The organism is Fontisphaera persica (assembly GCF_024832785.1).
GTDB classification, from domain to species: Bacteria; Verrucomicrobiota; Verrucomicrobiia; order Limisphaerales; family Fontisphaeraceae; genus Fontisphaera; species Fontisphaera persica.
In genome coordinates, this window is sequence record NZ_CP116615.1 from 2969848 (window position 1) to 2994519 (window position 24672).

The following is a 24672-nucleotide window of genomic DNA, read 5'->3' on the forward strand; positions in this document are numbered from 1 at the left end:
GGTGCTCAAGGGCAACGCAGGACGATTTTGCCCGCCAGCACACCCGTTTTGCGGAGGGTATTGTCCTCCTGCAATTGGTGGGCTTTCGCAGCTTCGGCCAGCGGCAGCACACGGTCAATGCGCGGTTGCAGGCGGCCCTCGGCCAGCCAGCGGCTGATGTCTTTGGCACAGGCCTCCTGCTCCTCCGGAGTGGCGTTGAACATGACAAAGCCATGGAGGGAGCAGTCCTTGACGTAAAACGGGCCCACCGGGAAAGGCGGCCGAGCCTCCCGCCCCGCCATGACCACCATCCGGCCCCGTTGAGCCAGACAACTTATGGCGCGGTCAAAATCCGGGTCCCGCTGAGTCTCCCACCAAATCTGGACGCCGTTGGGCGCGAACTGGCGGACGGCCTGCACGACATCCTGTTTCTGGTACTCGATGACGTAGTCCGCCCCCAAATCCCGGCAGATTTTCGCCTTGGCCTCCGAGCCGGCGGTGGCAATCACGGTGGCGCCGGCAATTTTGGCCATTTGCAAGACCATCGAGCCTACCCCCCCACTGCCGCCGTTGATGAACAGGGTTTCTCCCGCGCGCAACTGGGCGTTGCGAAACAGCCCCAAATGCGCCGTGATGCCCACCAGCGCCGCGGCGGCCAGTGCTTCGTCCTCCACGTCCGCAGGGGCGGGGTATAGCCAGCACTCGTCCACGGCAGCGAACTCGGCAAAAGTGCCCTGACGTCCCAGCAACCCCTGATTGCTGCCCCAGACGCGGTCGCCGGGCCGGAAGCGCCGGACTTGGGGGCCGACGGCTTCCACCACTCCGGCCAGGTCGCAACCCGGGATGTAGGGCATGGGCAAGGGCATGGGCACCGCGCCGGCGCGCAGGTAGGTGTCAATGGGGTTAACTGATACCGCCTTGACCCGCACCAACACTTGATGGTCTTTGACGGCGGGCACCGGCAATTCGCCGTAACGAATGACCTCCGGGGGGCCCGTCCGCTCAATAAAAGCCGCTTTCATGGTGTTTGATTTCATGGCTTCAAATTATGCCTGCGCCCCCCCACGATGCAACTGGCAAAGGAGTTGTCCCCAACAGGTCTGAGGGCATGAAAAAACCGGCGATTCCCGCAGAAATCGCCGGTTCTGATAATGAATGCAACGACCGCTTACAGGCCCTTGCTGAGGATCAGCTTGATCAGCTCCGCCACGCGGCAGCTATAACCCCATTCGTTGTCGTACCAGCTCACGAGCTTAAAGAAGTTTTTGTTCAGCTCGATGCCGGCGCCCGCGTCAAAGATGCTGCTCAGCGGGCAGTGGATGAAGTCGGTGCTCACCACTTCGTCTTCGGTGTAACCCAGGATGCCCTTGAGGTAGGTCTCGCTGGCGCGCTTCATGGCGGCGCAGATTTCGGCGTAGCTGGTTTCCTTGACCGTCTTGACGGTCAGGTCCACCACCGAGACGGTGGGGGTGGGCACGCGGAAGGCCATGCCGGTGAGCTTGCCTTTGACCTCCGGCAGCACCAGGGCCACGGCTTTGGCCGCGCCGGTGCTGGAGGGGATGATGTTGATGGCAGCGCTGCGGCCACCCTTCCAGTCCTTCTTGCTGGGGCCGTCCACGGTTTTCTGGGTGGCGGTGTAGGCGTGGATGGTGCTCATCAAGCCTTCGGCCACGCCGAAGCCTTCCTTGAGCAGCACATAGACCACCGGCGCCAGGCAGTTGGTGGTGCAGGAGGCGTTGGAAATGATGTGATGCTTGGCCGGGTCATATTTGCTGTCATTCACGCCCAGCACCACGGTAATGTCTTCGTTCTTGGCCGGGGCGCTGATGATGACCTTCTTGGCGCCCGCCGTGATGTGGCCGTAGGAGGACTTGGGATTGTCCTTGGCGGCGTCCGTGAACAGGCCGGTGGACTCGACCACCACTTCGACGCCCAGCGCTTTCCAGGGCAGTTCGGCGGGAGTCTTGGCGCTGACCACCTTGATTTCCTTACCGTTCACCACCAGAATGTCGTCTTCCGCCTTGTCCGGGCTGGATTTCTTGGAGCCAACTTCGCCTTTGAAAGCCCCTTGCGTCGAGTCGTACTTGAGCAAATAAGCCAGGTTGTCGGCCGGGACGATATCGCCGACGGCGACGACTTCGACATCTTTGCCAATCATGCCTTGTTCCGCGATGGCGCGGAACACCAACCGGCCGATGCGGCCGAACCCATTAATCGCGATTTTGGTAGCCATAATTATTTCAAGTTCATGTGTTGCGCCGGGCGGCCTCGCCCGCTTAAGAACAGGCATTGTTAGCTGACCCCCAAGCATCGTCAATGATGAATTAGAAAATATTTGGGAAAGACTGGGTAGATCATGACCCCCCCGTGGTTAAGATCAACGTGTTGAGTGCACGCCGCAAGGATGAGCTGCTGCACCTCCTCCGGAGGAGGTGCAGCAGCGGCGCGCCCCATCTGCTATCCTCCCGGCGTGCACACCACCTACTTTGAATTGTACCGTATGCGCACCCACCGCCATTGGTTGCGACAAAAACTCGTCGCCTTCGCCAAAACCCACGGCATCAAAGCCGCCGTCCGCGAGTTCGGCTGTTCCCGCAACACCGTCCGTAAATGGCTCCGACGCCACGTGCCCGGCAAGCCCTCCTCCCTCCAAGAACACAGCCGCCGCCCACGACGCTCCCCCCGCCGTATCCCCTCCGGCCTCGAAGGCCAAATCGTCAAACTCCGCCACCAAACCGGCTTCGGCGCCGAACGCCTCCAGCGCGAATCGCCCTCCCCTGCAGCCACAACGCCATCGCCCGCGTCCTCCGCCAACACCATCTCCTCCGCCCACGCAAAAGAAACCCGCCACCAAAAACTCCTCCGCGCCCTCAAACGGAACTGGCCACTCTTCTCCCAACTCTCCGCCGATACCAAGTATTTACAGGACATTCCCCATTACTGGCCCCAAATGAACCGCCTCCACCTCCCCGCTTCCAATACACCGTCCGCGAACCAGTCTCCGGCGCCTGCTTCACCGGCTACGCCGACGAACTCTCCAAATCCTACGCCACCCTCCTGGCCACACAACTCTCCGCCCACCTCGCCGCCCACGGCGTCAACCTCACCACCCTGGTCTGGCAAACCGACAACGGCAGTGAATCCAAGTCAACCAACACCACCAAGGCCTCCCCGCCACCGTCCGCGCCCTCGGCTCCGACCACCGCTTCATCCCTCCCAAACGCTACACCTGGCAAAGCGACGTCGAAACCGTCCACCGCCTGGTCGAAGACGAATTCTTCGACCGCGAAACCTTCTCCAGCCCCCAAGACTTTTGGGCCAAAATCACCACCTACTGGCTGTACTTCAACCTCGTCCGCCCCAACCGCGGCAAAGAATGGCAAAGCCCACTCCAAATCCTCAACGCCAAGGCCCCAGCCCTCGCCGGGGCCCTAATCCACTGGCTCCCCCTCAACCTCTCCCAACCCCACCATCCCGACTTGCCTCCACCCCTCCACCGGGGTCATGATCTACCCAGCTTTCCCTGAATTAGAAAATATTTTGGTGCGGCGCGTGATCCCGGCGTTTTCCGGCAAGTTTGTCAGGTTTTGTTCTGGCCTCGTCTAGCCCCCCGTCCGCCGCCCCAAAGACGGCAAGGGGGCCGCCGGGGTGAGGGCCACACTTTCCCCTGGCGAATGGCGATTGACGGCGCGGCCAGTCTTCACAATCATGCCGGCCATATGCTGGCCTTCCCCATGGTGTTGCGGGAAATGCAGGAGGCTGCGCGCCGCCGCGGCACTTATTGGGCACGCCTGGTGACGGTGGTTTTCGCCCTGCTCATCATCCTGATTATCTTGCTGATGACACGTTTGATGAGGGATTCAGAGTCCCGCAGCACTGCTATCTTTGTGGGGTTGGCCTTGTTGGGATGGCTGCTGGCGTTGTCGAGCGGTCTGTGGCTGACGGCGGACAGCATCAGCGCCGAGAAACGCGAAGGAACCTTGGGACTGCTCTTTCTTACCGATTTGCGGAGCCATGACATTGTGCTGGGCAAGCTGGCGGCGCATTTATTGCAGGGCCTCACTTGCCTGCTGGCACTGATTCCCATCATGTGCCTGCCGCTGCTCATGGGCGGACGCACGCCGGAGGAAGTCGGACGGGTGGCCCTGGCCATTGGGGCCACTTTTTTATTTTCCCTGTCGGTTGGCTTGGCGGTTTCGGCCTGTCTGGTGCGCATCCGGACCACGTTTGTCGTCACCGCCATCCTGCTGGCATGGTTTGCCTTTCTCTCACCCTGGCTGGGCTATGCCCTGATGGAGTCCCAACGCGGGACAGGGGTGGAGGTATTTGCAGGCTATCTGTTGTATCGTCCCGGCCTGGTCATAGGAATCTGGCATAGCTTTGATTTTTCCTTCTCTGGAGCCGAACTTTTCTGGACCCCCATTATTCACAGCCAGGCATTGGCCTTGGTGGCCTTGATGGTAACCTGGTGGAGGCTGCCGCGCTCCTGGCAGGACACGGGAAGCAGCTTCCGCCAGGGAAGCTGGCGGGAGAAGTGGCATCGCTTCCGGGCGGGCAGCCAACGCTGGCGGAGAGCTTTTCGGCAAAAAGCGCTGGAAATCAATCCCTGTTATTGGCTGGCCAGCCGCAATCGGTGGGAGCCTTGGGTAGTGTGGTTTCCCCTCATCATTGCGGCGGTCTGGTGGGCGTATGGATTTTGGGAGGAAGGCACGTATTGGATAGATGACGAAGTGCTGTTCACCACCGCTTATTCCCTTACCGCTTTTTACAAGTTGTGGTTTGCCTGGCGGGCCGCCCTTTTTTTGGGTGAGGCCCGCCGCGAGCAGACCCTGGAGTTATGGCTGACAGCGCCGGTGCATCCGGAACAGGTGCTTTGGGGGCAGTGGCAGGCTTTATGGCGGATGTTTCGCGGCCCCTTTACGTTCATGGTCTTGCTCTATATCACCTTTGGCATCCTTTACCTTCTAGATAATTACGACCTGAGCGAAACGCATTGGGCATATATCCTTATCTATTACGAAATCGATCATAACGACCTGTTTGGTTTATATTATTATGGGGTGGTTTCCCTTTTCGACATGGCGGCGTTGGGCTGGCTCTCCATGTGGCTGAGTTACCGGCTGGCCCATCCGCATCGGGCGGCGCTCATGGCGATTCTTTCAATCATGAGTCTGCCCTGGATTCTTTGGGCGGGAGGGGCCATTATCTTGGAATTGCTCCGCCAGATGGATGCCTTCGACTTTTTACTAAACAACTCACCGCGTGGGGATATCATGGTTTTGATGCGTATCGGCCTTTTCCTGGCCATTCATATTGGGGTGGACTTGCTGGCCCTCTATTACGCGCGCTGGCGGTTGCGTCGCTATTTCCGCCTGGTGGCCGCCACACCGGTGGGCGTCAAGCCAAGCTACCGAACCGGCTAACCCGATGATGTTTACCACCATCGCCTGGCGCGAATTGACCCTCAGGGCGCGGCAGGAAACGACCTTTTTGCAGCGCTTGTTATTGGCCGCCGTGGCCATGGGCTTGCTGGTCACGCTGCTGATGGTTGGCGAGATGATGCGCAATCCCCGCAGCATGGGCGAGTTCATGTTCAAGTTCATGGGTTGGACTGGCATGATTCTGGGCGGCCTGGAGAGCGTGCGGCAAACGGCGGACAGCTTGAGCCGGGAAAAACGGGAAGGCACGCTGGGACTGCTGTTCCTCACCCACGTGACGAGCCTGGATGTGGTGCTGGGCAAGTGGGTGGTGCGGGCCTTGACGGTGTTTTACCATTTGCTGGCCGTGTTCCCGGTGCTGGCCGTTCCTTTCGTTCTGGGCGGAGTTACCTTTGGAGAATTTGCCCGCCTGCTGCTGTCGCTGGTCAATATAATGTTTGTTGGGCTGGCCTTGGGCATGCTGGTCAGTGCCTGGGGGCGTGAGGAGCACGAGGTCTGGGCCAGCGGCCTCGCCTGGCTGGGGCTGCTGGAGGCTGGGCCGTTGTTGTGCAATATCCTGCCCGTGTTTGCGGGCGCCGCCTGGCTCGTGCCGATGGTGGCGGCGCTCAGTCCCTTGCAACCGTGGCTGCTGTCCCCCCATGCGGCGTACAGCATGTCTCCGAGTTCCTTCTGGAATGCCCTGGCCCTGTCCCATTTGCTGGGCTGGCTGCTGCTGGTAATGGCCGGGTGGAGCATGGCCCGGGTGTGGCGGCAAATGGCCCTGGCCACCCCGCCGCGCAAAGCGGGTTATCTGGAAAGGCTGGTCCGCCCCGTGGTGCGGGCTTTGCAATGGTTCGAGCAATCAGCGTGGCAGCAGAAGCTGAGATTCCAGCCCCCCTCCATTCACGCGCAGTTTCTGGCCAGTTACCAGCCACCCCCCGTCTTGATTTTAACGGTATTGTTCAGCGCCGCCATAGCGGTGGCCATGGTGGTGGCTACGGCTGCCACAACCTCCTGGCTGGCCTTCCTGCCCGTCCTCATCTTTTATGCGCTGCACTGGGTGGTGCGCCTATGGGCCGCGTCGCATTGCAGCGAGGTGGTGCGAAAATTGCGGGATACAGGATGGCTGCATGTGTTGTTGACCACCCCCCACCAACGCCATGAGATACCCCGGGCGCTGATGTTCAGCCAAAAACCAGCTTTGCGGATGGTCTTTACCCTGGTGATGGGCCTGGAAGTGTTCGCCTTGATGGTTGCCATTTATTTGTGGCCCAATCTTTGGACAGGACCGCTATTGGCCATAGTGTTTTTGTGGCTGGGCGCCGGCATCGTTTTTTGGGCGGACTTGCATGCCCTCAATGCCGCGGCGTTGTACCATGGTCTGACCCGGCCACACGCCCTCTCCGCCGCGCGGCGCGCCATATTTCAAGTGCTGTTGCTGCCCTTGATCTGCGCGCCCTTGGGCCTTTTTTGCATGAGCCTGGCCCTGCCACTAATCTACGTGCTGAAATCGGCTGTTATTCATCAATATTTCCGCGAGCGTCTGGAGCAGGATTTTGCCGCAGCGCTGGAGCGCAGCCAGGACATGGCCCCGCAGTTCTTAACGGAGAGATGGCGCTCGATGCTCAATCTGCATCCGAAACCGCCGCAGGTCGCCGAACCCTCCCCGCAGTGTGTATCCTGCGGCCGTGGGGTGGGTAACGCGATGTATTGCCCGTTTTGCGGATATCGCCAGCCGGGCATAGAAGTCTGAGGGAGCAGCCATGGTCCCGCCCCCCCTGGGGCAGGCAGCCGAAGCAGGAGCCCGTTCGAGCACTTGCGGCGACCCGGGGCTGGTTTGAACCGAGACGGGACGGAAGGTCAGGCCATCCAGGCGCGGTCGCGGTTTTGGGCGGCCTTGATGACGCGGTTGGCAATGGCCACGTTTTCAGCCACCTGGAAGTCAAACATGCCCACGAGACAAAAATCTGCGCCACTCTCGAAGGCATATTTGAAGCCGACGTTGGGATGGATGGCCCCAGCGGCAAGGACTTTATAAGCAATCCACGGACGATTGACTTCCTGCATGTAGCGCACCGTGGCCTCCGGCTCGAGGCACCAATAGTTATCCACCGAGTAATTATCAATGACTTCCTTGTTCTGGTCGGGCCGCCGCTTGGACCAGTAATTCTCGTTGTGCAGGGTCTTCATGTAGAAGTCGGGCTGGATGCCCGCCTTTTCCACCGCCTGGATGGTGCGCAGCTCATGGCCGGCCACGCCAGCAATCATGCCGTGGTCCTTGACGATGCCAACAAACTTGCCGATTAGTTCCACCTTGTTTTCGCGCGTCCAGGCATCGCCGTAGTTGCCCACCAGCAACGCGCCGACCGCCCCGGCATCGGCGGCCTCTTTAATGTTGCGGGTCAGGTCATTGGGATTGGGGTCCAACTGCGCCATATATTGAATCTTGCCGCCCCGCTGGCGGTACAGTTTCAAGGTGTTCACCGCATTGGGGTCATGCGGATTGAAAATCATGGTGTTGACGCCGTGCTCCTCGCAAATGGCCCACGTCTCCATGATTTTTTCCGGGGTAAAATAGGCCTTGAGCAGCTTGGAAACGTAAATGAGGTCGCGGCTGTGGGCGTAACCACTAATCAGGTTGCCGCCGCAAATCAACCGGCTTATGGTCACCTTGCCTATCTTGCCGGTGGGACAGGTGGCCTTGGAGCCGGGCACCGGCGGCGCCGAGACGGGACGCGCCTCTTGCGCGGCCAGGTTGGCTTCCTCGAAACTGAAGGCCACCGGAGCAAGGAGGGTGGCGGCCATGGATTTGCGGATGAAACCACGACGCGAGGCTTTCGTTTCCATAGTCAAAATATGTATAGGGCGTTAGCAGGTAACCTTGCCACGCCCGCCGCAAAAATCAACCCTCAAAAAAAGGTTCAGGCCTTTTTAGGCGAAGCCGCCCGCGCCGCCTCGATGAGCTCCCAGAATTTGGGGTTTTGCTCCAGCGCCTCATCTTCGCCTGCAGGCAGGGAGGGGTTGCGGAAGAGGAAGTCCTTGAGCGAGTGGCGGTTAAGAATGCGATGCACCAAAATGCCCAGGTCATGGCGCTCGAAGTAAATGCGGTAATCGCCGATGCGGAAGCGGTACAGAGTGCGCCCCCCGCGCTGCAATTTGCCGAAGCGGTGCAAATCGGTGCTCATGGCCTCATGGGGCAGGCCGCGGAACTCCCCCAAAATGGAGAGCTGCAACTCCTTGGGCATCCGCGTCAATTCAGCCGCGCTGGTGGGATTGAAGATGATTTGAAAGGGCATCATGGTCACCCGACAGTTGGCAGTCACAAGTTATTCTTTCTCCTCTTCGCCGGATTCGAGGTATTTTTCCAGATGCCGGTCCAAATCCATCAGGCTGCCGGCGCAGGTGGCCTTTTGGACAAAATCCACCATCGCATCCGTCCAGGCCTCTTCTTCCACCTGTTCCTTGATGAACCACTGGAGCATGACCTGGGCAGCGTAATCCTTCTCGGCAAGCGCGGCTTCATAGGCTTGGTGGATGCCGGCGGTGTTGGCGCGCTCCATGGCCTGGGCCTGGGTGGCCACTTCCAATAAATTGCCATAGCACGTGCGCGGGGTCTTCACCTCTGCCAGCCCGGGTTGGACATCGCGGTCCAACAGGTGCTGCATGACACGCCGGGCATGCTCCCGCTCCTCCTGTTCTTGCTTGTAGAAAAAACTGGCAAAGCCGGGATAATTTTGGTGCTCACACCAGAGCGCCATGGCCAGGTAGGCATGGGCGGCGCCCAATTCATAATTCAACTGGCGTTGCAGCTCCTGCTCCACCGCCGGGGTCATGGATTTGCTTGGCATAGGCATTTCATTCAAGTTCCGGCCCTCAAACTAGCGCGACTCGGCCCGGGTGTCGAGCACCTGATGAAAGGCATCCTCCGGCGGCAGCCCTTCGCCCACCCGCACTTTATTTCAACAGCCGCGAAAGCAATGCGTTGGCCGTGGTGCGGATTTGACTCGATTGCTCCTCCAACAGCCGGTAGCGCGCAAACCAATCGCGCTCGCGCTCGTGGCGCTCGCGCCAGACCATTTTGAGCACGCGCTCCAGACGCTCAATTTGCTGCACGGCGGCGGCCAGGGTGTCCTGGCCCTGGGGCAAATCCGTGAGGTCACCCACCCCAAAGCGGCTGACGCGGCGTTTGCTGAAGACGGCCTGGAGGAGGATGACCAGCGTTTGCTCATACGCATACCAGCGCTGGTGCATGACCTCCGTCAAGAAGGAGTGGCTGATGGCAAAAAACTCCGAACGCGGGCGCTCGCAGATGCGGCGGATTTCCTGAGCTTCTTCGGGGAACCAGTTGAGCAGCAGGGCAAAGGTGCCGTAGGTATCAATAAGGCACTTGGAATCGCAGCCGTCGCGGGTGATTTCGCCCACGCACAAATCCTGGTCCAGCTCCTCGATGATTTCCGGCAAATCATGCAACCGGCCCAGGACTTCCCGCCCCACCGGCGAGCCATAATTGAAATCGCCCGGAATCAGCCAATACACATCGCCGTTGCGTCCGCGGTCCAGGGCGGCGCCCAGACCGGTGTACCACATCTGGCAGGTGTCCACACACCAGGCCTCAATTAAATCGGAATGTTTGGCCACGGTGCCGCTGCGAAACGCCTCGAAAGCTTTGTCCCCGCGGAGGCGGGCGGCCGTTTTCCGGTCCATGACGGTGATGGGCCGCGCAAAGCGCTGCGGCTCGCCATTCAAGCGGGCCACCAGCCCGTAAAGCTCCTCCAGGTCATGGTAATGGTTGGGGGGCTGGAAGGGATAAATGACCACCGGGTGGATGCGGCCGGAGGGGGTGGATTTGGCTTTCGCGGCGGCCGACGGCGCAGGGGAAGAGTTGGTGGCGCTTTTTTTCATGCAGATTTCTTTCATGGACTGCCTGAATCCCGCCAGCGCACGGCGCCAAAGCCGGCTCGGACATTCCCGGCGGGGTTCTGAAGCGACTATAGGCCGTCCCAAGGGGGAGCGGCAATGAAAAACTGGCAGGCCCATCTGAATTGGGCGGAGAGGGAGCCACGCGGTTGACCGGGCCGCCACGAGCGCAGGCGATGCCGGCCGCACAAGAATAATAACTTTAATTGGCGGTTGCGCGGTTTGGGCTTTTAGGGCATAAGTGAGGTATGTTTGGCATTCAAGCAATTGTGGTACTAGTCGTTTTGGGGGTTATCCTTGGGCTGGTGCTGCTGGTGGGGCTTTGGCTCATGGTCACTTACAACGGGCTGGTGGGGCTGCGCCAGCGCGTGAAAAATGCCTGGGCGCAAATTGATGTGCAGCTCATCCGCCGGCACGATTTGATCCCCAACATCGTCAACACCGTCAAAGGCTACGCCGCGCATGAGAAGGGCACGCTGGAAGCGGTGGTCAACGCCCGCGCCAAGGCCACCAGTTGCACGCTGCCCGCCGAGCGCATCAAGGCCGAAGGCGAGCTGAGCAGCGCCCTGGCGCGATTGATGGCCATCAGCGAGGCCTATCCCGACCTCAAAGCCAATCAAAACTTCCTGGCCCTGCAGGAGGAGCTGACGTCCACCGAAAACCGCATCGCCTTTGCGCGCCAGGCTTACAATGATGCGGTGACCCAGCTCAACACGCGGGTGAAAATGTTTCCCACGGTGCTGGTGGCGGGCATGCTGGGCTTCAAGGAAGAGCCGTTCTTCGAGGCGCCCGAAGCCGAGCGCAAACCGCCCACCGTGCAATTTTAACCGGCCCTGCGGCCGCGCGGCCGCTTTGGATTGTGGACCCGGTTTTCATTCGCTTTGGCCCCCTGACCATTCACTGGTACGGGGTTTTTATTGTCCTGGCCATGGTGCTGGGCGCCTTTCTGGCGGCGCGGCGGGGGCTGCGGGACCGCTTGTTGCCCGAGGTTTTCTACGACCTGCTGCCCTGGATCATTGTGGGCGGCATGGTGGGGGCGCGCCTGTTGTTCGTGGTCACCTACTGGGACCAAACTTTCAGCGGCCAGCCTTGGTGGCATGTCTTCGCCGTGTGGGAGGGCGGACTCGTCTTCCACGGCGGTTTGGCCGGAGCGGCCGTGGCGGTCATCGTCTTTGCCCGCCGCCGCCAATTGCCTCTATGGGTGCTGGCCGACGCCCTGGCGCCCAGCCTGGCCGCCGGCCATGTGCTGGGGCGCGTGGGCTGTTTCATGAATGGCTGCTGTTATGGCGCCCCCACGGATTTGCCCTGGGCCGTGCGGTACCCGGTGGAACATGAAACTCACGGGCTGGCGGTGCATCCCACCCAATTCTACGAAGCCGGCGCCAACCTGCTGCTCTACCTCGCGCTGGCCGCGCTGTACCGGCGCAAACAGTTTGATGGACAGGTCTTCGCCGTCTATCTCATCGCCTATGCCTGCTTGCGCGCCGGGGTGGAGTTTTTCCGGGGCGACTATCCGAGATTGACCGCCGGCTGGATTACGCCCGGACACTGGACCAGCCTGATTGTGCTGGGCGTGGGGTTGGGTTTATGGTACCGGCTGCCACGGGTGCTGGCCCGGCGTCAGACCACCGATGCCCCGGCGTGAACGCCATGCCCACGCACGCTCCTTTTTACCTCACCGGCCCCACCGCCGTGGGAAAATCGGCCGTGGCCATGCTCCTGGCAGAGCGGATGGGCGGCGAGATTATTTCCGTGGATTCCATGCAGGTGTATCGCGGGCTGGACCTTGGCACGGCCAAACCCTCACCCGCGGAGCGGGCACGGGTGCCGCATCATCTGGTGGATGTCTGCCACCTGCAGGAGGATTTTAACGCCGCGCGCTTTGTCGAGCTGGCCGGCAAAGCCGTCGCCGACCTCCAGCGGCGCGGGCGAGTCCCCATTTTTTGCGGGGGCACGGGTTTATATTTCAAAGCATGGCTGGAAGGCTTGGCGCCCCTGCCCCCCCCTGACCCCGCCCTGCGCGCCGAACTGGAGGCCACCCCGCTGGAGGTGCTGCTGGCGGAACTGGAGCAAAAAGACCCCGCCACCTTTGCCCGCGTGGACCGGCGGAATCCGCGCCGCGTCGTGCGGGCGGTGGAGATTTGGCGTTTGTCCGGCCGTCCCATGGCCGAAGCGGCAGGAGGGTGGACCAGACCAGCCGGGCCGGAAATCCAGGTTTTTGCCCTGCGGCGCAGTGCGGAAGATTTGCGTCGGCGCATTGAGGAGCGGGTGGACGCCATGTTTCGGGCGGGACTGGTGGAGGAAACCCGGCGGCTCCTGGCAGCGGGGCTGGCGCAAAACCGCACAGCCATGCAGGCGATTGGTTACCGGCAGGTGGTGGAATACCTGCGGGGCGAGCGTGACCTGCCGGCCACCGTGGCGCTGGTGAAACAGCGCACCTGGCAATTTGCCCGGCGGCAGATGACCTACCTGCGCCATCAACTGCCCGTGGTGTGGGTGGACTGGCCCCCCGAAATGTCCGCCGAAACCCTCGCCGACCAGCTCCTGGCCCGGTGGATGGCCCGCGTTTGAACCGCTTGAGTGCCCGCCGCGCCTGGTGTCAGGAGGCGGGATACCCGCCTGCCTGACCGCAGCCTTGCTGCCGGTACCGCAATGGGATTTTCGCCGGTTTTCCCCCGGCCCCTATTGCCAAATGGCAGAAATCGGTGTTAAATCGCCCCCAAAAATGGCCGCAACCACCGCATTCCGCATCTATTCCAAACAGCGAATCCCCACCTTTACCTTCGGCGGACACCTGCCCCCACAACAACCGCCCGTAGGGGCGAATTATTATTCGCCCCTACATTATTCGCCCCACCATTATTTGCCCCTGCATCAACCGGAGGGGGCCTGATGACCCGTTACGACCCCAAACGCCACCACCGCCGTTCCATTCGCCTCAAGGGGCACAATTACGCCCACCCCGGCGCGTATTTCATTACCCTCTGCGCGCACGCACGGGCGCACTTGTTCGGTACCGTGGTGAATGGGGAAATGCGGTTGAACCGGGCCGGTCGGGTGGCCGAACAAGGTTGGCGCGACATCCCCGCGCATTTTCCGCAGGTGGAATTGGATGCGTTCGTCATCATGCCCAATCACATCCATGGCGTGTTGTGGATTGTGGGGGATTTGGTTGGGGCGAAAAATTTTTCGCCCCTACCGCCGCCACCGCCGCGCGGCACATCAAAAACCATTGGTTCGGTGATACGTGGATTCAAAATTGGCGTGACCCAATGGTTTCGTCAAAACACAACGATTTACCCCGTCTGGCAACGCAATTACTACGAACACATCATCCGCAATGAACTCGCCTTGAATGCCATTCGCCGTTACATCTCCGAAAACCCGTTGCGTTGGCCTCTAGACCGTTACAATCCCAACCGCGCAGACGAAGACCCTCTGGCGCAGGAAATTGGGAATATGTTCATCGAAACACGCGGCAATCTGCCCGGCGGCAGATGACCTACCTGCGCCATCAACTGCCCGTGATATGGGTGGACTGGCCCCCCGAAATGACCGCCGAAGCCCTCGCCGACCAGCTCTTGGACCGGTGGACAGCCCGCGTTTGAACTGCCTGGGCGTCCGCTGCGCCTGGCATCAGGAGGCGGATGCACGAATGCATGACCACAGCCTTGCTGCCGGGGCTGTGGTGGCAATTCCCGCGGATTTTCCTCTGGCCCCCTATTGTCAAAAGGCAGGAATCGGTGTTAAATCATCTCCAAAAATGGCCGCATCCACCACCACAACCATCAAGTCCAAACAGCGGGTCGCCGACCACGGCGAAGTGTTGACGCCACAGCACATCGTGGAGGCCATGCTGGATTTGGTCAGGCCAGAGACCGAACGGATTGACTCACGCTTTTTGGAACCTGCCTGCGGCACGGGCAATTTTCTTATCGAAATCTTGGAGCGAAAACTGCAGGTGGTCGAGAAGCGCTACGCCAAAGTCCAACTCGAATACGAGCGCTACGCCGTGCTGGCCGTGTCGTTGCTCTACGGCATTGACATTTTGGAAGACAACGCCGAAGAGTGCCGCGCGCGGCTGTTTGCCGTGTTCGACGCCGCCTACACGCGCCTGTTCCAGGACAAGGCCAAAGCGGCCTGCCGGGAAACGGTGCGTTACCTGCTCCAGAAAAACATCATCCACGGTGACGCGCTCTCGCTTCAAACGGTGGGGGAACATCCCCAGCCGATTGTCTTTGCCGAATGGTCGCTCGTAAACGGCAGCCTGATGAAGCGCCGCGACTTTGCCTTTCACGAACTGGTGGCGCAGAGTTCCATGCGCGAACTGCCGCTCTTCTCTGATTTAGGAGAAGAAGTATTCATCCCAGAGCCGGTGCGCGACTATCCGCCGGTGCATTTTTTGGAGCTGGCCCATGCCTACGCTGACGACCTATAACCCCGATGTGCTTTCCTGCCTGGCCAATCTCTCCAGCGACGAGGTCTTTACCCCGCCGCAGGTGGCGAACCAAATGTTGGACTTGCTGCCGCCCGCGCTGTGGAGCAACCCGGACGCCCGCTTTTTGGACCCGGCCTGCAAGACGGGCGTCTTTTTGCGCGAAATCGCCAAGCGGCTGAACAAAGGCCTGGAAGCGCAGATTCCCGACCGCCAGAAGCGCATCAACCACATCATGACCAAGCAGCTCTTCGGCATCGCCATCACCGAATTGACTGCCCTGATGGCGCGTCGCACGCTCTACTGCTCCAAGCACGCCAATGGCAAATACTCCATCTGCACTGCCTTCGAGACGCCCGAAGGCAACATCCGCTACCGGCGCACCGAGCACACCTGGCAAGACGGCCGCTGTACCTTTTGTGGCGCAAGTGAAGCCAATTACGCCCGCGGCGCGGAACTGGAAACCCACGCCTACGAGTTTATTCACACCGAAACGCCGGAGGAGATTTTCAAGATGAAATTCGATGTCATCATCGGCAATCCGCCGTATCAGTTGAGTGATGAAGGATACGGAAGAAGCGCATCGCCTATCTATCATCACTTTGTTAAGCAGGCCAAAAAATTAAATCCGCGTTTCCTGGTGATGATTATTCCTTCCAGATGGTTTGCTGGAGGAAAAGGGCTGGATGAGTTTAGAGAGTCGATGCTTTCAGATAATCGGTTACGTTCACTTGACGATTATCTTTGTGCATCAGATGCTTTTCCTGGAGTGGGCCTCAAGGGTGGTGTCTGCTATTTCCTTTGGGATCGAGACAATCCAGGTCTCTGTCAAGTCAACACACATTTCGGAAATCGGCCTATCTCAATAGCCACTCGTCCACTCCTCGAGAAGGGAATGGATGTATTTGTTCGATTCAATGAGGGGCTTTCAATCCTCAAGAAGGTCATTGATATTGAGAGCGGAAATGCACAATTCTTTTCTCTGCCCAATGAAAAAAGGTTTGACCGACTGGTTAGTTCTAGAAAGCCATTTGGATTGGACACGACATTCAAAGGGAGAGCAACTAAACGCACAGGTGACGTGCTAGTTTATCAAAAAGGCGGGACGGGATACATACCAAGAAACTTGATAACAACTGGGCATGAACTTATAGATAAGTGGAAGGTGTATGTAGGCCGAGCAGCTCCGGGGACTGGTAACAGAGATACTTACCCTCACAGAATCATCAGCACGCCTTTCGTAGGTGAGCCTGGGAGTATCTGTTCAGAAACATATTTGTGTATAGGCCCGTTCGATTCGAAACAAGAGGCCGAAAGTGTTTTGTCCTATCTGTTCTGTCGCCTGACACGCCTTCTGATTCTATTGCACAAACCGTCACAGGACACAACGCGTAAGGTTTATGCCTTCGTCCCAATCCAGAACTGGAACAGAATGTGGACAGACAATGATCTTTACACAAAATACAATATATCGCCAAGCGAGATAGGCTTTATTGAGTCTCTTGTTCGCCCAATGATGGATGACGATGAGGCAGACGAGGAGCCGAGCGATGAGTGACTTCTTCCCGCCCCGCCCCAAGGTCGCGCCGAAAATTTACGCCTACGAGGACGCCAACCCGCAATACCGGGGCTTGCTCAAAATCGGCTACACCACCCGCAGCGTGCAGGAGCGCGTGGCAGAGCAATACCCTACCTTGCGGCCCGACGGCGCACTGCCCTATCGCATCGTGCTGGAAGAGCCGGCTCTGCGCAGCGATGGCACAGCCTTCACCGACCATGACGTGCACCGCATGCTGCGCATCAACGGCATCCGCCACGAGGGCGGGGAGTGGTTTCGCTGCACGGTCGAGCAAGTCAAGGCCGCCATCCACGCCGTGCGCGAGGGGCAACTGCTGGAAGAACAGCGCTCGCTCACTTTCAAAATGCGCCCGGAACAGGAAGCCGCCGTCGAAAAGACGATGGCTTACTTTACGAGTTACCGCCGTGAGAACCACAAGCCGCCGCACTTCCTGTGGAACTGCAAGATGCGCTTTGGCAAGACCTTCGCCGCCTATCAACTGGCCAAACGCATGGGCTGGAAAAAAATTCTTGTGCTTACCTTCAAGCCGGCGGTGCAAAGCGCTTGGGAAGAAGACCTGCGCGCGCATGTGGATTTTGCCGGCTGGCAGTTTATCAAACCGGGCGGGCTGACCTACGAACAGGCCGATAAGAGCAAGCCTATCGTCTGCTTTGGTTCGTTTCAGGATTACTTGGGGCGCAATCCCAGCACCGGCGGCATCAAGACCAAGAACGAATGGGTGCACGCCACAAATTGGGATTGCGTCATTTTCGATGAGTACCACTACGGCGCCTGGCGCGAAAAAGCTCGAGACCTGTTCGAGGCGGAAGACGAGCAGGAACAAAAGTTTGCAAAAGGTCAAGGCGCCGAATTCTTAAAAGAGCTCGATGAGGAAATTGAAGACATCCTGCCCATCGCCTCCGACCATTACCTATATCTTTCCGGCACGCCGTTTCGCGCCATCGCCACCGGCGAGTTCATCGAAGAGCAGATTTACAACTGGACCTATTCCGATGAACAGAAAGCCAAGATGAAATGGAAAGGGAAGAACAACCCCTATGCGGTCCTGCCGCGCATGGTGTTGATGACCTATCAACTGCCGGACGCCATCCGCGAAGTCGCCATGCAGGGCGAATTCAACGAGTTCGACCTGAACGTGTTTTTCTCGGCAGAAGGCATCGGCGAAAAAGCGCGCTTCAAGTACGAAGACGAGGTACAAAAGTGGCTCGACCTGATTCGCGGCGCGTACCTGCCCACCAACCTGGATAACCTGCGGCTGGGCGCCCAAAAACCGCCCTTGCCCTATGCAGATGTGCGGCTCTTGAGCGTCCTTTCGCACACATTGTGGTTTCTGCCCAGCGTGGCTGCTTGCCATGCCATGCGCAACCTGCTAGCCAAAAAGCAAAATTGCTTTTATCACGATTACAAAATCATCGTGGCGGCAGGCGCCGCAGCGGGCATCGGTGTCGCTGCCCTGAAGCCGGTGCTGGAAGCGATGGGCAACCCACTCAGGACGAAAACAATTACGCTGACCTGCGGAAAACTGACCACCGGCGTCACCGTGCGGCCCTGGACGGGCATCTTCATGCTGCGCAACACTTCAAGCCCCGAAACCTATTTCCAAGCCGCCTTCCGTGTACAGAGTCCTTGGACAATTCAAAATCCCGATGGCCTTTCGCCCAACGCGGAACTGATTCTCAAAGAAGAGTGCTATGTCTTCGACTTTGCCCCCGACCGCGCCCTGCGCCAGATTGCCGATTACAGTTGCCGGTTGAACGTTAACGAAGACGACCCGGAGAAAAAGGTGGAAGAGTTCATCCGCTTTTTGCCGGTGCTGGCTTACGACGGCAGTTCCATGAGGCAGATAGACGCCGCCGGCGTGCTGGAGATGGCCATGAGCGGCACCACCGCCACCCTGCTGGCGCGGCGCTGGGAGAGTGCGCTCTTGGTCAATGTGGACAACGATACCCTGCGGCGGCTGATGGACAATGAAGCAGCCATGAAAGCATTGATGAGCATCGAGGGCTTCCGTAACCTGAATCAGGACATTGAAACCATCATCAACAAATCCGAAGCCGTCAAGAAGGCCAAAAAAGAAGCCAACGACCGCGAGTTAACCCCGGCGGAAAAAAGAGAACTTACCGAGCAAGAAAAAGAATACAAAAGCCTGCGCAAGCAGATTCAAGAAAAGCTCATTAAATTCGCTACCCGTATCCCCGTTTTTCTGTACCTGACCGACTACCGCGAGCGCACCTTGCGCGATGTCATTACCCAACTGGAGCCAGGCCTGTTCAAACGGGTGACGGGGCTGACAGTCGAAGACTTCGAGCTTTTGGTGAGCTTGGGCGTGTTCAACAGTGCCTTGACGAACGACGCCGTCTATAAATTCAAGCGTTACGAAGACCCCAGCCTGGTGTATGCGGGCATCAACCGGCATGAGGGAGAAAATGTAGGGCTTTACGATACTACCCTGCGTCCGAAAGAGTATGAAGGCGTGTTTATCGCCAAAGAACCCGGCGGCCGGCAGGGGTGAAACGGAGGTTACTTTCCCGGTTGGGGGGCGGGTTTGGGTGGGGGTTTTGGGGTGGCGGGGGCAGCGGGGGGCGGGGCGGGCGGGGGGATTTTTTCCACACGCAGGGAGTCGAGGGCGAAACGGGCTTCGCCGGCGGCGTGGCGCAGCTCGCAAATTAATTCCAATTCTTCAAAGGGCGCGGTGATTTCCACCGGGCAAACCAAGGGGGTCCAGTTGGGAGCGTTGGTGGTGTAGGCGGACGGGCGCCGTGGGTCGGCGCTGGCACGCAGGCCGACCCCCAGGGGGCCGCTGCCCGGGCCGGGCTTGAGCGAGGTGGTTTTGACGTCGGCGCAGAATCGGTATTGCCCGGCCGGCAGGGTGACGCGCGCCCGCCAGGAGGCGGTGAGGGGCTGGGCGGCGGCGAGGAGCAGGGAGTTGGTGCCCTGGGCGTCTGGGGTTTGCTCGAGCCGGGCGGTGGTGGTCTCTTCCTGGCGCCGCCAGTTGCGCAGGGACGCGGTGTTGCCGTTGAATTTCAAGACGGAGGGCGGCATTTCCTTCAGTTGCCGCTCGATGCTGCGGGCACGGGCCATGATGCGCTGGCGCAAGTCCTGCGCGGGGCCGGCCAGCTCGCGGGCAATGTGGGCGTATTCCTTGGGCAGGGTTTGCTGGATGCGCTGCTCCAATTGCCAGAGCTGATTGGTCAATTCCGCGGCCCGGTACACGTTTTGGAAAACCTCGTAATAGCGCTGGCGGTAGAGGCGGCGGCCTTCACCGGTGCGCATGACGGAGAGCGCCAGCATGCCCTGCAGCGGGCTGAGCAGGGGGCCGTCGGGCTGGCTGAACATCTGGTCGGTGCCGTGGGGCAGGAAGACCATGCGGCCGGTGCTGGGGTCGCTGTAGATGCGGTAGTTGTTGCGGTTCATGGGGTAGCCGTCCCAGTCCCAAGTCATGTTCTCCACGGCCATGTAGTTCATGAATCGCTCCATGTCCAGGACCATGCAGAGCTGTTCCCAGCGGCGGTCCAAATCTTTCTCCTGGGCCGCGGCGGCCAGGGCCTTCAAGTCTGCGTGGTCTTCGGGGCCGCTGCCGCTGTCTCTTTCCAGGGGGTCGGTGATGTCCTTGACAAAGCCGCCGTCGTAGAGGTTGCCGGAGGTGTTGCTGAAGTGCAGGCTGAGAAACTCTTTGGTGAATCCCTCTTTGAGCACGTACAGGCCCAGTTTGCGCCCGTTCAGTTCCACCACCGCATGGGCCACGCGGGGAGCGGGCACGTCCGCCGCGCGAAACATGACCCCGCAGAGGTACTCGGCGAGGTAACTGGGGTCCTGCACGCTGTTGTTGAGGTGGATTTTGCTCAGGCCGTAAAAGAACTGGTTGCGGGTGAACCGGTCAAACGACACGGTCAGGGCCGGCTTGTCATCCACGTTCCGGAAACTGCCCGCCGCGCCTTTGAGATGCACGGCCACATCGCGGTAATGAACCTCGCCCTCATATAGTTGCGCCCTCACGTAGCGCCGGGGGTCGCGCCGGAGGGACTCCATGGCGGACTTTTCCAGTTGCAGGCGCAGGTGGAGGACGCCGCGGTTGGTGGTGAACAAATCCTCGCCGGGCTTGAGATGGGCGGGCCGGCGCGGCGGGGGCTTCAAGGCGGGCGCGGTGTTGGTGGCCGGGGCCGGGGCGGCAGCCGGCCTGGCGGCAGGCACGTTGGTTTTACCGGGGCGAACCTCTGCAGCCATTAACACCGCCGCCACGCCCAGCCAAACCCAGGCCATCCAAAACCACCGTGGGCGGAAACCAGAGCACAGGCGGGCCGGGGCAGGCGGTGGACAATTCATCACATGCATTACTCAGAAGACGCTACCACAGCCGAAACTGTTCAAAAAGCGCATTTCCGGCCGGGCGGCGTCGCGCCTGGCTGTTCGCCCCGGCGTTCGTGGAAAGGCACGTTGGCCGCGCATAAAGCAAAATTTGCAAAACAATGAACAAAGCAAGGTTGGGCAGAAGGAGCCGTCGGGTGCAAGATTAGAAAGCGGAAATGGTAATGCGCCCGACCGCATAAATTAAGCATTGCTAATTCTAACCAAGCCGGAATAACATATGGGCTTCTAAGGCGCCCGCCTGCAGAACCCGGCCCGCCGGAACATACAAGGCGGGAATTTCTGCGACCGCGCCCGGCGCATGATGGCGAGATTTTATGAACAGACCATACATTACGATTGATGGCAACGAGGCGGTGGCTTATGTCGCTTATCGTTGCAATGAAGTCATGGGCATTTACCCCATCACGCCTTCCTCGAACATGGGGGAGTGGTGCGACCAGTGGGCCTCGGAAGGCGTCCCCAACCTCTGGGGCACGGTGCCGCAGGTGGTGGAAATGCAAAGCGAGGCCGGCGCCGCCGGCGCGGTGCATGGCGCGTTGCAAACCGGCGCCCTGACCTGCACCTTCACCGCGGCGCAGGGGTTGCTGCTCAAAATCCCCAACATGCTCAAAATTGCGGGTGAATTGACGCCCACGGTCTTTCACATCTCCGCCCGCACCGTGGCCACGCACGCGCTGTCCATTTTTGGCGACCACAGCGACGTGATGATGGCGCGCATGACGGGCTTTGCGCTGCTCAGTTCCACCAGCGTGCAGGAAGCCATGGACTTTGCGCTCATCGCGCAGGCGGCCACGCTGGAATCGCGCGTGCCCTTCCTGCATTTCTTCGACGGGTTCCGCACGTCGCATGAAGTTTCCAAAATTGTGCAGGTGACCGAGGATGACATGCGGGCGATGATTGATGAAAAGTTGATTTTGGCCCATCGCCAGCGGGCGCTGAATCCGGACAATCCGGTGTTGCGCGGCACGGCGCAAAACCCCGACGTGTTTTTCCAGGCGCGCGAGGCCTGCAACCCTTACTACCTGGCGTGCCCGGATGTGGTGGAACGGGTGATGGACAAGTTTGCCGCGCTCACCGGCCGCGCGTACAAGTTGTTCCAGTACGTGGGCGCGCCGGATGCCGAGTGGGTGATCATCCTAATGGGCTCGGGCTGCGAAACGGCGCACGAGACGGTGGAATACCTGACCGCCCGGGGCGAAAAAGTGGGCGTGTTGAAGGTGCGGTTGTTCCGGCCGTTTGACATTCGCCGCTTCATGGAAGCGCTGCCGGCGACGGTGAAGTCCATCGCCGTGCTGGACCGTTGCAAGGAAGCCGGCGCCTCGGCGGAGCCGCTGCATCTGGACGTCATCAACAGCCTGGTGGAGGGCTTGAGCGCCGGGTACGGCCAGCTCAAGAGCATGCCCAGGGTGGTGGGCGGCCGCTATGGCCTGTCGTCCAAGGAATTCACGCCGGCGATGGTGAAGGCGGTGTTTGACAATCTGGCCGCAGCCCAGCCGAAGAATCATTTCACGGTGGGCATCGAGGATGACGTGACGCATCTGAGCCTGCCTTATGATCCGGAGTTTTCGACGGAGCCGGATGATGTGGTGCGGGCGATGTTTTACGGGCTGGGGTCGGACGGCACGGTGGGCGCCAACAAGAACTCCATCAAAATCATTGGCGAAAACACCAACAATTACGCCCAGGGCTACTTCGTGTATGACTCGAAGAAGGCCGGCGCGGTGACCATTTCGCACCTGCGCTTCGGACCACGGCCGATTCGTTCCACCTACCTGATTTCCCGGGCCAACTTTGTGGCCTGCCATCAGCCGGTGTTTCTGGAGCGGTACGACATGCTCAAACCGCTGGTGCCGGGCGGCACGTTCCTGCTCAACACGCCGTTTTCCAAGGACGAAATCTGGGACCGGCTGCCGCGCCCGGTGCAGAAGTCGTTGATTGAAAAGAAGGCCAAGTTCTACGTGATTGACGCGGTGCGGGTGGCGCGCGAGACCGGCATGGGCGGCCGCATCAACACCATCATGCAGACGTGCTTCTTCGCCCTGGCCGGGGTGCTGCCGCGGGAAGAGGCCATCGAGGAAATCAAGAAGGCCATCAAAAAGACCTACGGCCGCAAAGGCGATGAAGTGGTCAAGAAAAACATCGCGGCCGTGGAGCAGACGCTGGCCAACCTGTTTGAAGTGAAGGTGCCCGACAAGGTCACCAGCACGCGCGAGCTGCCGCCGCCCTTCACGGCGAATGCGCCCAAGGACATCGCCAACACCCTGGGCCGCATTTACGGCAACGAAGGCGACTTGCTGCCGGTCAGCAGCTTCACGCCCGACGGCACCTTCCCCACGGGCACGGCCCAGTACGAAAAACGCAATCTGGCGCTGGAAATCCCGGTATGGGATGAAACCATTTGCATCCAGTGCGGCAAATGCGCGGCCATCTGCCCGCATGCGGCCATCCGGCCCAAGGTGTACGAGGCCAAATACCTGGCCGGCGCGCCGGCCACCTTCAAGAGCACCGATGCCCGGGCGCCCGAGTTCAAAGGGCTGAAATACACCCTGCAGGTGGCGGCGGAGGATTGCACCGGCTGCGTGCTGTGCGTGGATGTGTGCCCGGTGAAGAACAAGAGCGATTCCAAGCTCAAGGCCATCAACATGCGCCCGCAAATGCCGTTGCGCCAGAGCGAGCGCGAGAATTGGAACTTCTTCCTCTCCATCCCCGAAGTGGACCGCCGCAAAGTCAAGGTATCCCAGCTTCGGCAGCAACAATTGTTGCAACCGCTGTTTGAGTTCTCCGGCGCCTGCGCCGGCTGCGGGGAGACCCCCTACCTCAAGATGCTCACGCAGTTGTTTGGGGACCGCATGGTGGTGGCCAATGCCACCGGCTGCTCCTCCATCTATGGCGGCAACCTGCCCACCACGCCCTGGTCCAAAAACAATGAGGGCCGCGGCCCGGCCTGGAACAACTCGCTCTTCGAGGACACGGCCGAGTTTGCGCTGGGCTTCCGGGTCTCGCTGGACAAGCAGGCCGAGCTGGCACGCGAGCTGGCGCAGAAACTGGCGCCCGTGCTGGGCGATGACCTGGTGCGCGGGCTAATCACCGCCGACCAATCCGACGAGGCGGGCATCTACGAACAACGCCAGCGCGTGGCCGCCCTCAAGGAAAAACTGCGTGGCCAAACCTCCAGCGAAGCCCGGATGCTGCTGGGGGTGGCCGACAGTCTCGTCAAGCGCAGCGTCTGGGCGGTAGGTGGCGACGGCTGGGCCTATGACATCGGCTACGGCGGGTTGGACCACGTGCTGGCCAGCGGGCGGGATGTGAACCTGATTGTGCTCGATACGGAAGTGTACTCGAACACCGGCGGGCAGGCCTCCAAGTCCACCCCGCGGGGCGCGGTGGCCAAATTTGCCGCGGGCGGCAAGCCGGTGGGCAAAAAGGACCTGGGGCTGATTGCCATGAGTTATGGCTCGGTGTATGTGGCCTCGGTGGCCATGGGCGCCAAAGACGAGCACACCTTGCGCGCGATGATTGAAGCCGAATCCTACCCCGGCCCCTCGATTATCATCGCCTACAGCCATTGCATTGCGCATGGCATTGACCTCGACCGCGGCATTGGCGCCCGGCAGCAGAAACTGGCGGTGGAGTCCGGCCAGTGGTTGCTATACCGGTTTGACCCGCGCCGCGCGGAGAAGGGCGAGAACCCGCTGCAACTGGATTCGCAGGCGGGCAAGGTCAAGGTGCAGGAGTACCTGCTGAGCGAAAACCGGTTCAAGATGCTCACCAAGAGCAAGCCCGAAGACGCCCGCCGATACTTCGAGCAGGCCCAGAAGGACGTGGAGGCGCGCTGGCAGTTGTACGCCTATCTGGCGGCGCGCAAATACGGGCCGGCTCAGCCTGCGGCCCCGGCCGCCTCTTGATTCCCCGGCCCGGCCTGGGATTCCCCGGTCTTTGCGCCGGGGAATCCCGCCGGCTGAACCCTGAAGCGACAA

General features: G+C 60.2%; 18 protein-coding genes. 10 read left to right on the forward strand and 8 right to left on the reverse strand.

The genetic code is table 11. The features are described from left to right. Window positions 1-5: 5 nt before the first annotated feature. The 3 genes from NXS98_RS11130 to NXS98_RS11140 form a co-directional block, all read right to left on the reverse strand. On the reverse strand, window positions 6-1001 hold the full coding sequence (locus NXS98_RS11130; protein WP_283848161.1) for an NADPH:quinone reductase: 996 nt from the start codon (window positions 999-1001) through the stop codon (window positions 6-8). 146 nt (window positions 1002-1147) lie between these two features. Further along, entirely contained in the window at window positions 1148-2212 is a 1065-nt protein-coding gene (gene gap / locus NXS98_RS11135) for a type I glyceraldehyde-3-phosphate dehydrogenase (protein ID WP_283845051.1), read from the reverse strand. A gap of 811 nt (window positions 2213-3023) precedes the next feature. Beyond that, window positions 3024-3287 carry a hypothetical protein gene (locus tag NXS98_RS11140; protein ID WP_283845052.1) on the reverse strand — a complete coding sequence of 88 codons (264 nt, stop codon included), beginning with the start codon at window positions 3285-3287 and terminating at the stop codon, window positions 3024-3026. Window positions 3288-3653: 366 nt separating this feature from the next. Between NXS98_RS11140 and NXS98_RS11145 the strand changes: the two genes are divergently transcribed. Together NXS98_RS11145 and NXS98_RS11150 are read left to right on the forward strand one after the other, a co-directional pair. Beyond that, window positions 3654-5402 (forward strand): ABC transporter permease, encoded by a 1749-nt coding sequence (locus tag NXS98_RS11145; RefSeq protein ID WP_283845053.1) that lies wholly within the window; start codon window positions 3654-3656, stop codon window positions 5400-5402. A gap of 4 nt (window positions 5403-5406) precedes the next feature. Next, entirely contained in the window at window positions 5407-7149 is a 1743-nt protein-coding gene (locus tag NXS98_RS11150) for an ABC transporter permease (protein WP_283845055.1), read from the forward strand. A gap of 107 nt (window positions 7150-7256) precedes the next feature. Here NXS98_RS11150 and NXS98_RS11155 read toward each other — a convergent pair whose 3' ends face one another. From NXS98_RS11155 to NXS98_RS11170, 4 genes are all read right to left on the reverse strand, one after another. Beyond that, entirely contained in the window at window positions 7257-8243 is a 987-nt protein-coding gene (locus NXS98_RS11155; protein WP_283845056.1) for a hypothetical protein, read from the reverse strand. A 74-nt stretch (window positions 8244-8317) separates the two neighbouring features. Next, window positions 8318-8719: a type II toxin-antitoxin system RelE family toxin gene (locus tag NXS98_RS11160; protein ID WP_283845057.1), complete on the reverse strand. Its 402-nt coding sequence runs from the start codon at window positions 8717-8719 to the stop codon at window positions 8318-8320. Window positions 8720-8722: 3 nt separating this feature from the next. Further along, on the reverse strand, window positions 8723-9244 hold the full coding sequence (locus tag NXS98_RS11165) for a ferritin (RefSeq protein ID WP_283845058.1): 522 nt from the start codon (window positions 9242-9244) through the stop codon (window positions 8723-8725). Between the two features lie 106 nt (window positions 9245-9350). Then, window positions 9351-10298 carry a hypothetical protein gene (locus tag NXS98_RS11170; protein ID WP_283845059.1) on the reverse strand — a complete coding sequence of 316 codons (948 nt, stop codon included), beginning with the start codon at window positions 10296-10298 and terminating at the stop codon, window positions 9351-9353. Between the two features lie 263 nt (window positions 10299-10561). Here NXS98_RS11170 and NXS98_RS11175 point away from each other — a divergent pair, with 263 nt between their 5' ends. The 7 genes from NXS98_RS11175 to NXS98_RS11205 all read left to right on the forward strand — a co-directional run bounded on the left by NXS98_RS11175 (window position 10562) and on the right by NXS98_RS11205 (window position 18839). Then, on the forward strand, window positions 10562-11140 hold the full coding sequence (locus NXS98_RS11175; RefSeq protein WP_283845060.1) for a LemA family protein: 579 nt from the start codon (window positions 10562-10564) through the stop codon (window positions 11138-11140). 32 nt (window positions 11141-11172) lie between these two features. Beyond that, window positions 11173-11958: a prolipoprotein diacylglyceryl transferase gene (lgt, locus tag NXS98_RS11180; protein WP_283845061.1), complete on the forward strand. Its 786-nt coding sequence runs from the start codon at window positions 11173-11175 to the stop codon at window positions 11956-11958. 5 nt (window positions 11959-11963) lie between these two features. Then, window positions 11964-12884 carry a tRNA (adenosine(37)-N6)-dimethylallyltransferase MiaA gene (gene miaA, locus NXS98_RS11185; RefSeq protein ID WP_283845062.1) on the forward strand — a complete coding sequence of 307 codons (921 nt, stop codon included), beginning with the start codon at window positions 11964-11966 and terminating at the stop codon, window positions 12882-12884. A 321-nt stretch (window positions 12885-13205) separates the two neighbouring features. After that, window positions 13206-13814 carry a transposase gene (locus tag NXS98_RS11190; RefSeq protein WP_283845063.1) on the forward strand — a complete coding sequence of 203 codons (609 nt, stop codon included), beginning with the start codon at window positions 13206-13208 and terminating at the stop codon, window positions 13812-13814. A gap of 262 nt (window positions 13815-14076) precedes the next feature. Then, window positions 14077-14751 (forward strand): DNA methyltransferase, encoded by a 675-nt coding sequence (locus tag NXS98_RS11195; RefSeq protein WP_283845064.1) that lies wholly within the window; start codon window positions 14077-14079, stop codon window positions 14749-14751. Next, the gene (locus NXS98_RS11200; protein WP_283845065.1) at window positions 14729-16306 is read left to right on the forward strand and encodes an Eco57I restriction-modification methylase domain-containing protein; all 1578 of its coding nucleotides are present in this window, start codon (window positions 14729-14731) and stop codon (window positions 16304-16306) included. Before NXS98_RS11195 ends, NXS98_RS11200 begins: the two co-directional genes overlap by 23 nt. Beyond that, complete coding sequence (locus NXS98_RS11205) at window positions 16299-18839, forward strand: GIY-YIG nuclease family protein (protein ID WP_283848162.1); 2541 nt, start codon at window positions 16299-16301, stop codon at window positions 18837-18839. Before NXS98_RS11200 ends, NXS98_RS11205 begins: the two co-directional genes overlap by 8 nt. Window positions 18840-18847: 8 nt before the next feature. On the opposite strand, the gene NXS98_RS11210 is transcribed toward NXS98_RS11205, so the two are convergent. Then, on the reverse strand, window positions 18848-20587 hold the full coding sequence (locus tag NXS98_RS11210) for a CotH kinase family protein (RefSeq protein ID WP_283845066.1): 1740 nt from the start codon (window positions 20585-20587) through the stop codon (window positions 18848-18850). 422 nt (window positions 20588-21009) lie between these two features. Here NXS98_RS11210 and nifJ point away from each other — a divergent pair, with 422 nt between their 5' ends. After that, complete coding sequence (gene nifJ / locus NXS98_RS11215) at window positions 21010-24600, forward strand: pyruvate:ferredoxin (flavodoxin) oxidoreductase (RefSeq protein ID WP_283845067.1); 3591 nt, start codon at window positions 21010-21012, stop codon at window positions 24598-24600. Window positions 24601-24672 lie beyond the last annotated feature (72 nt).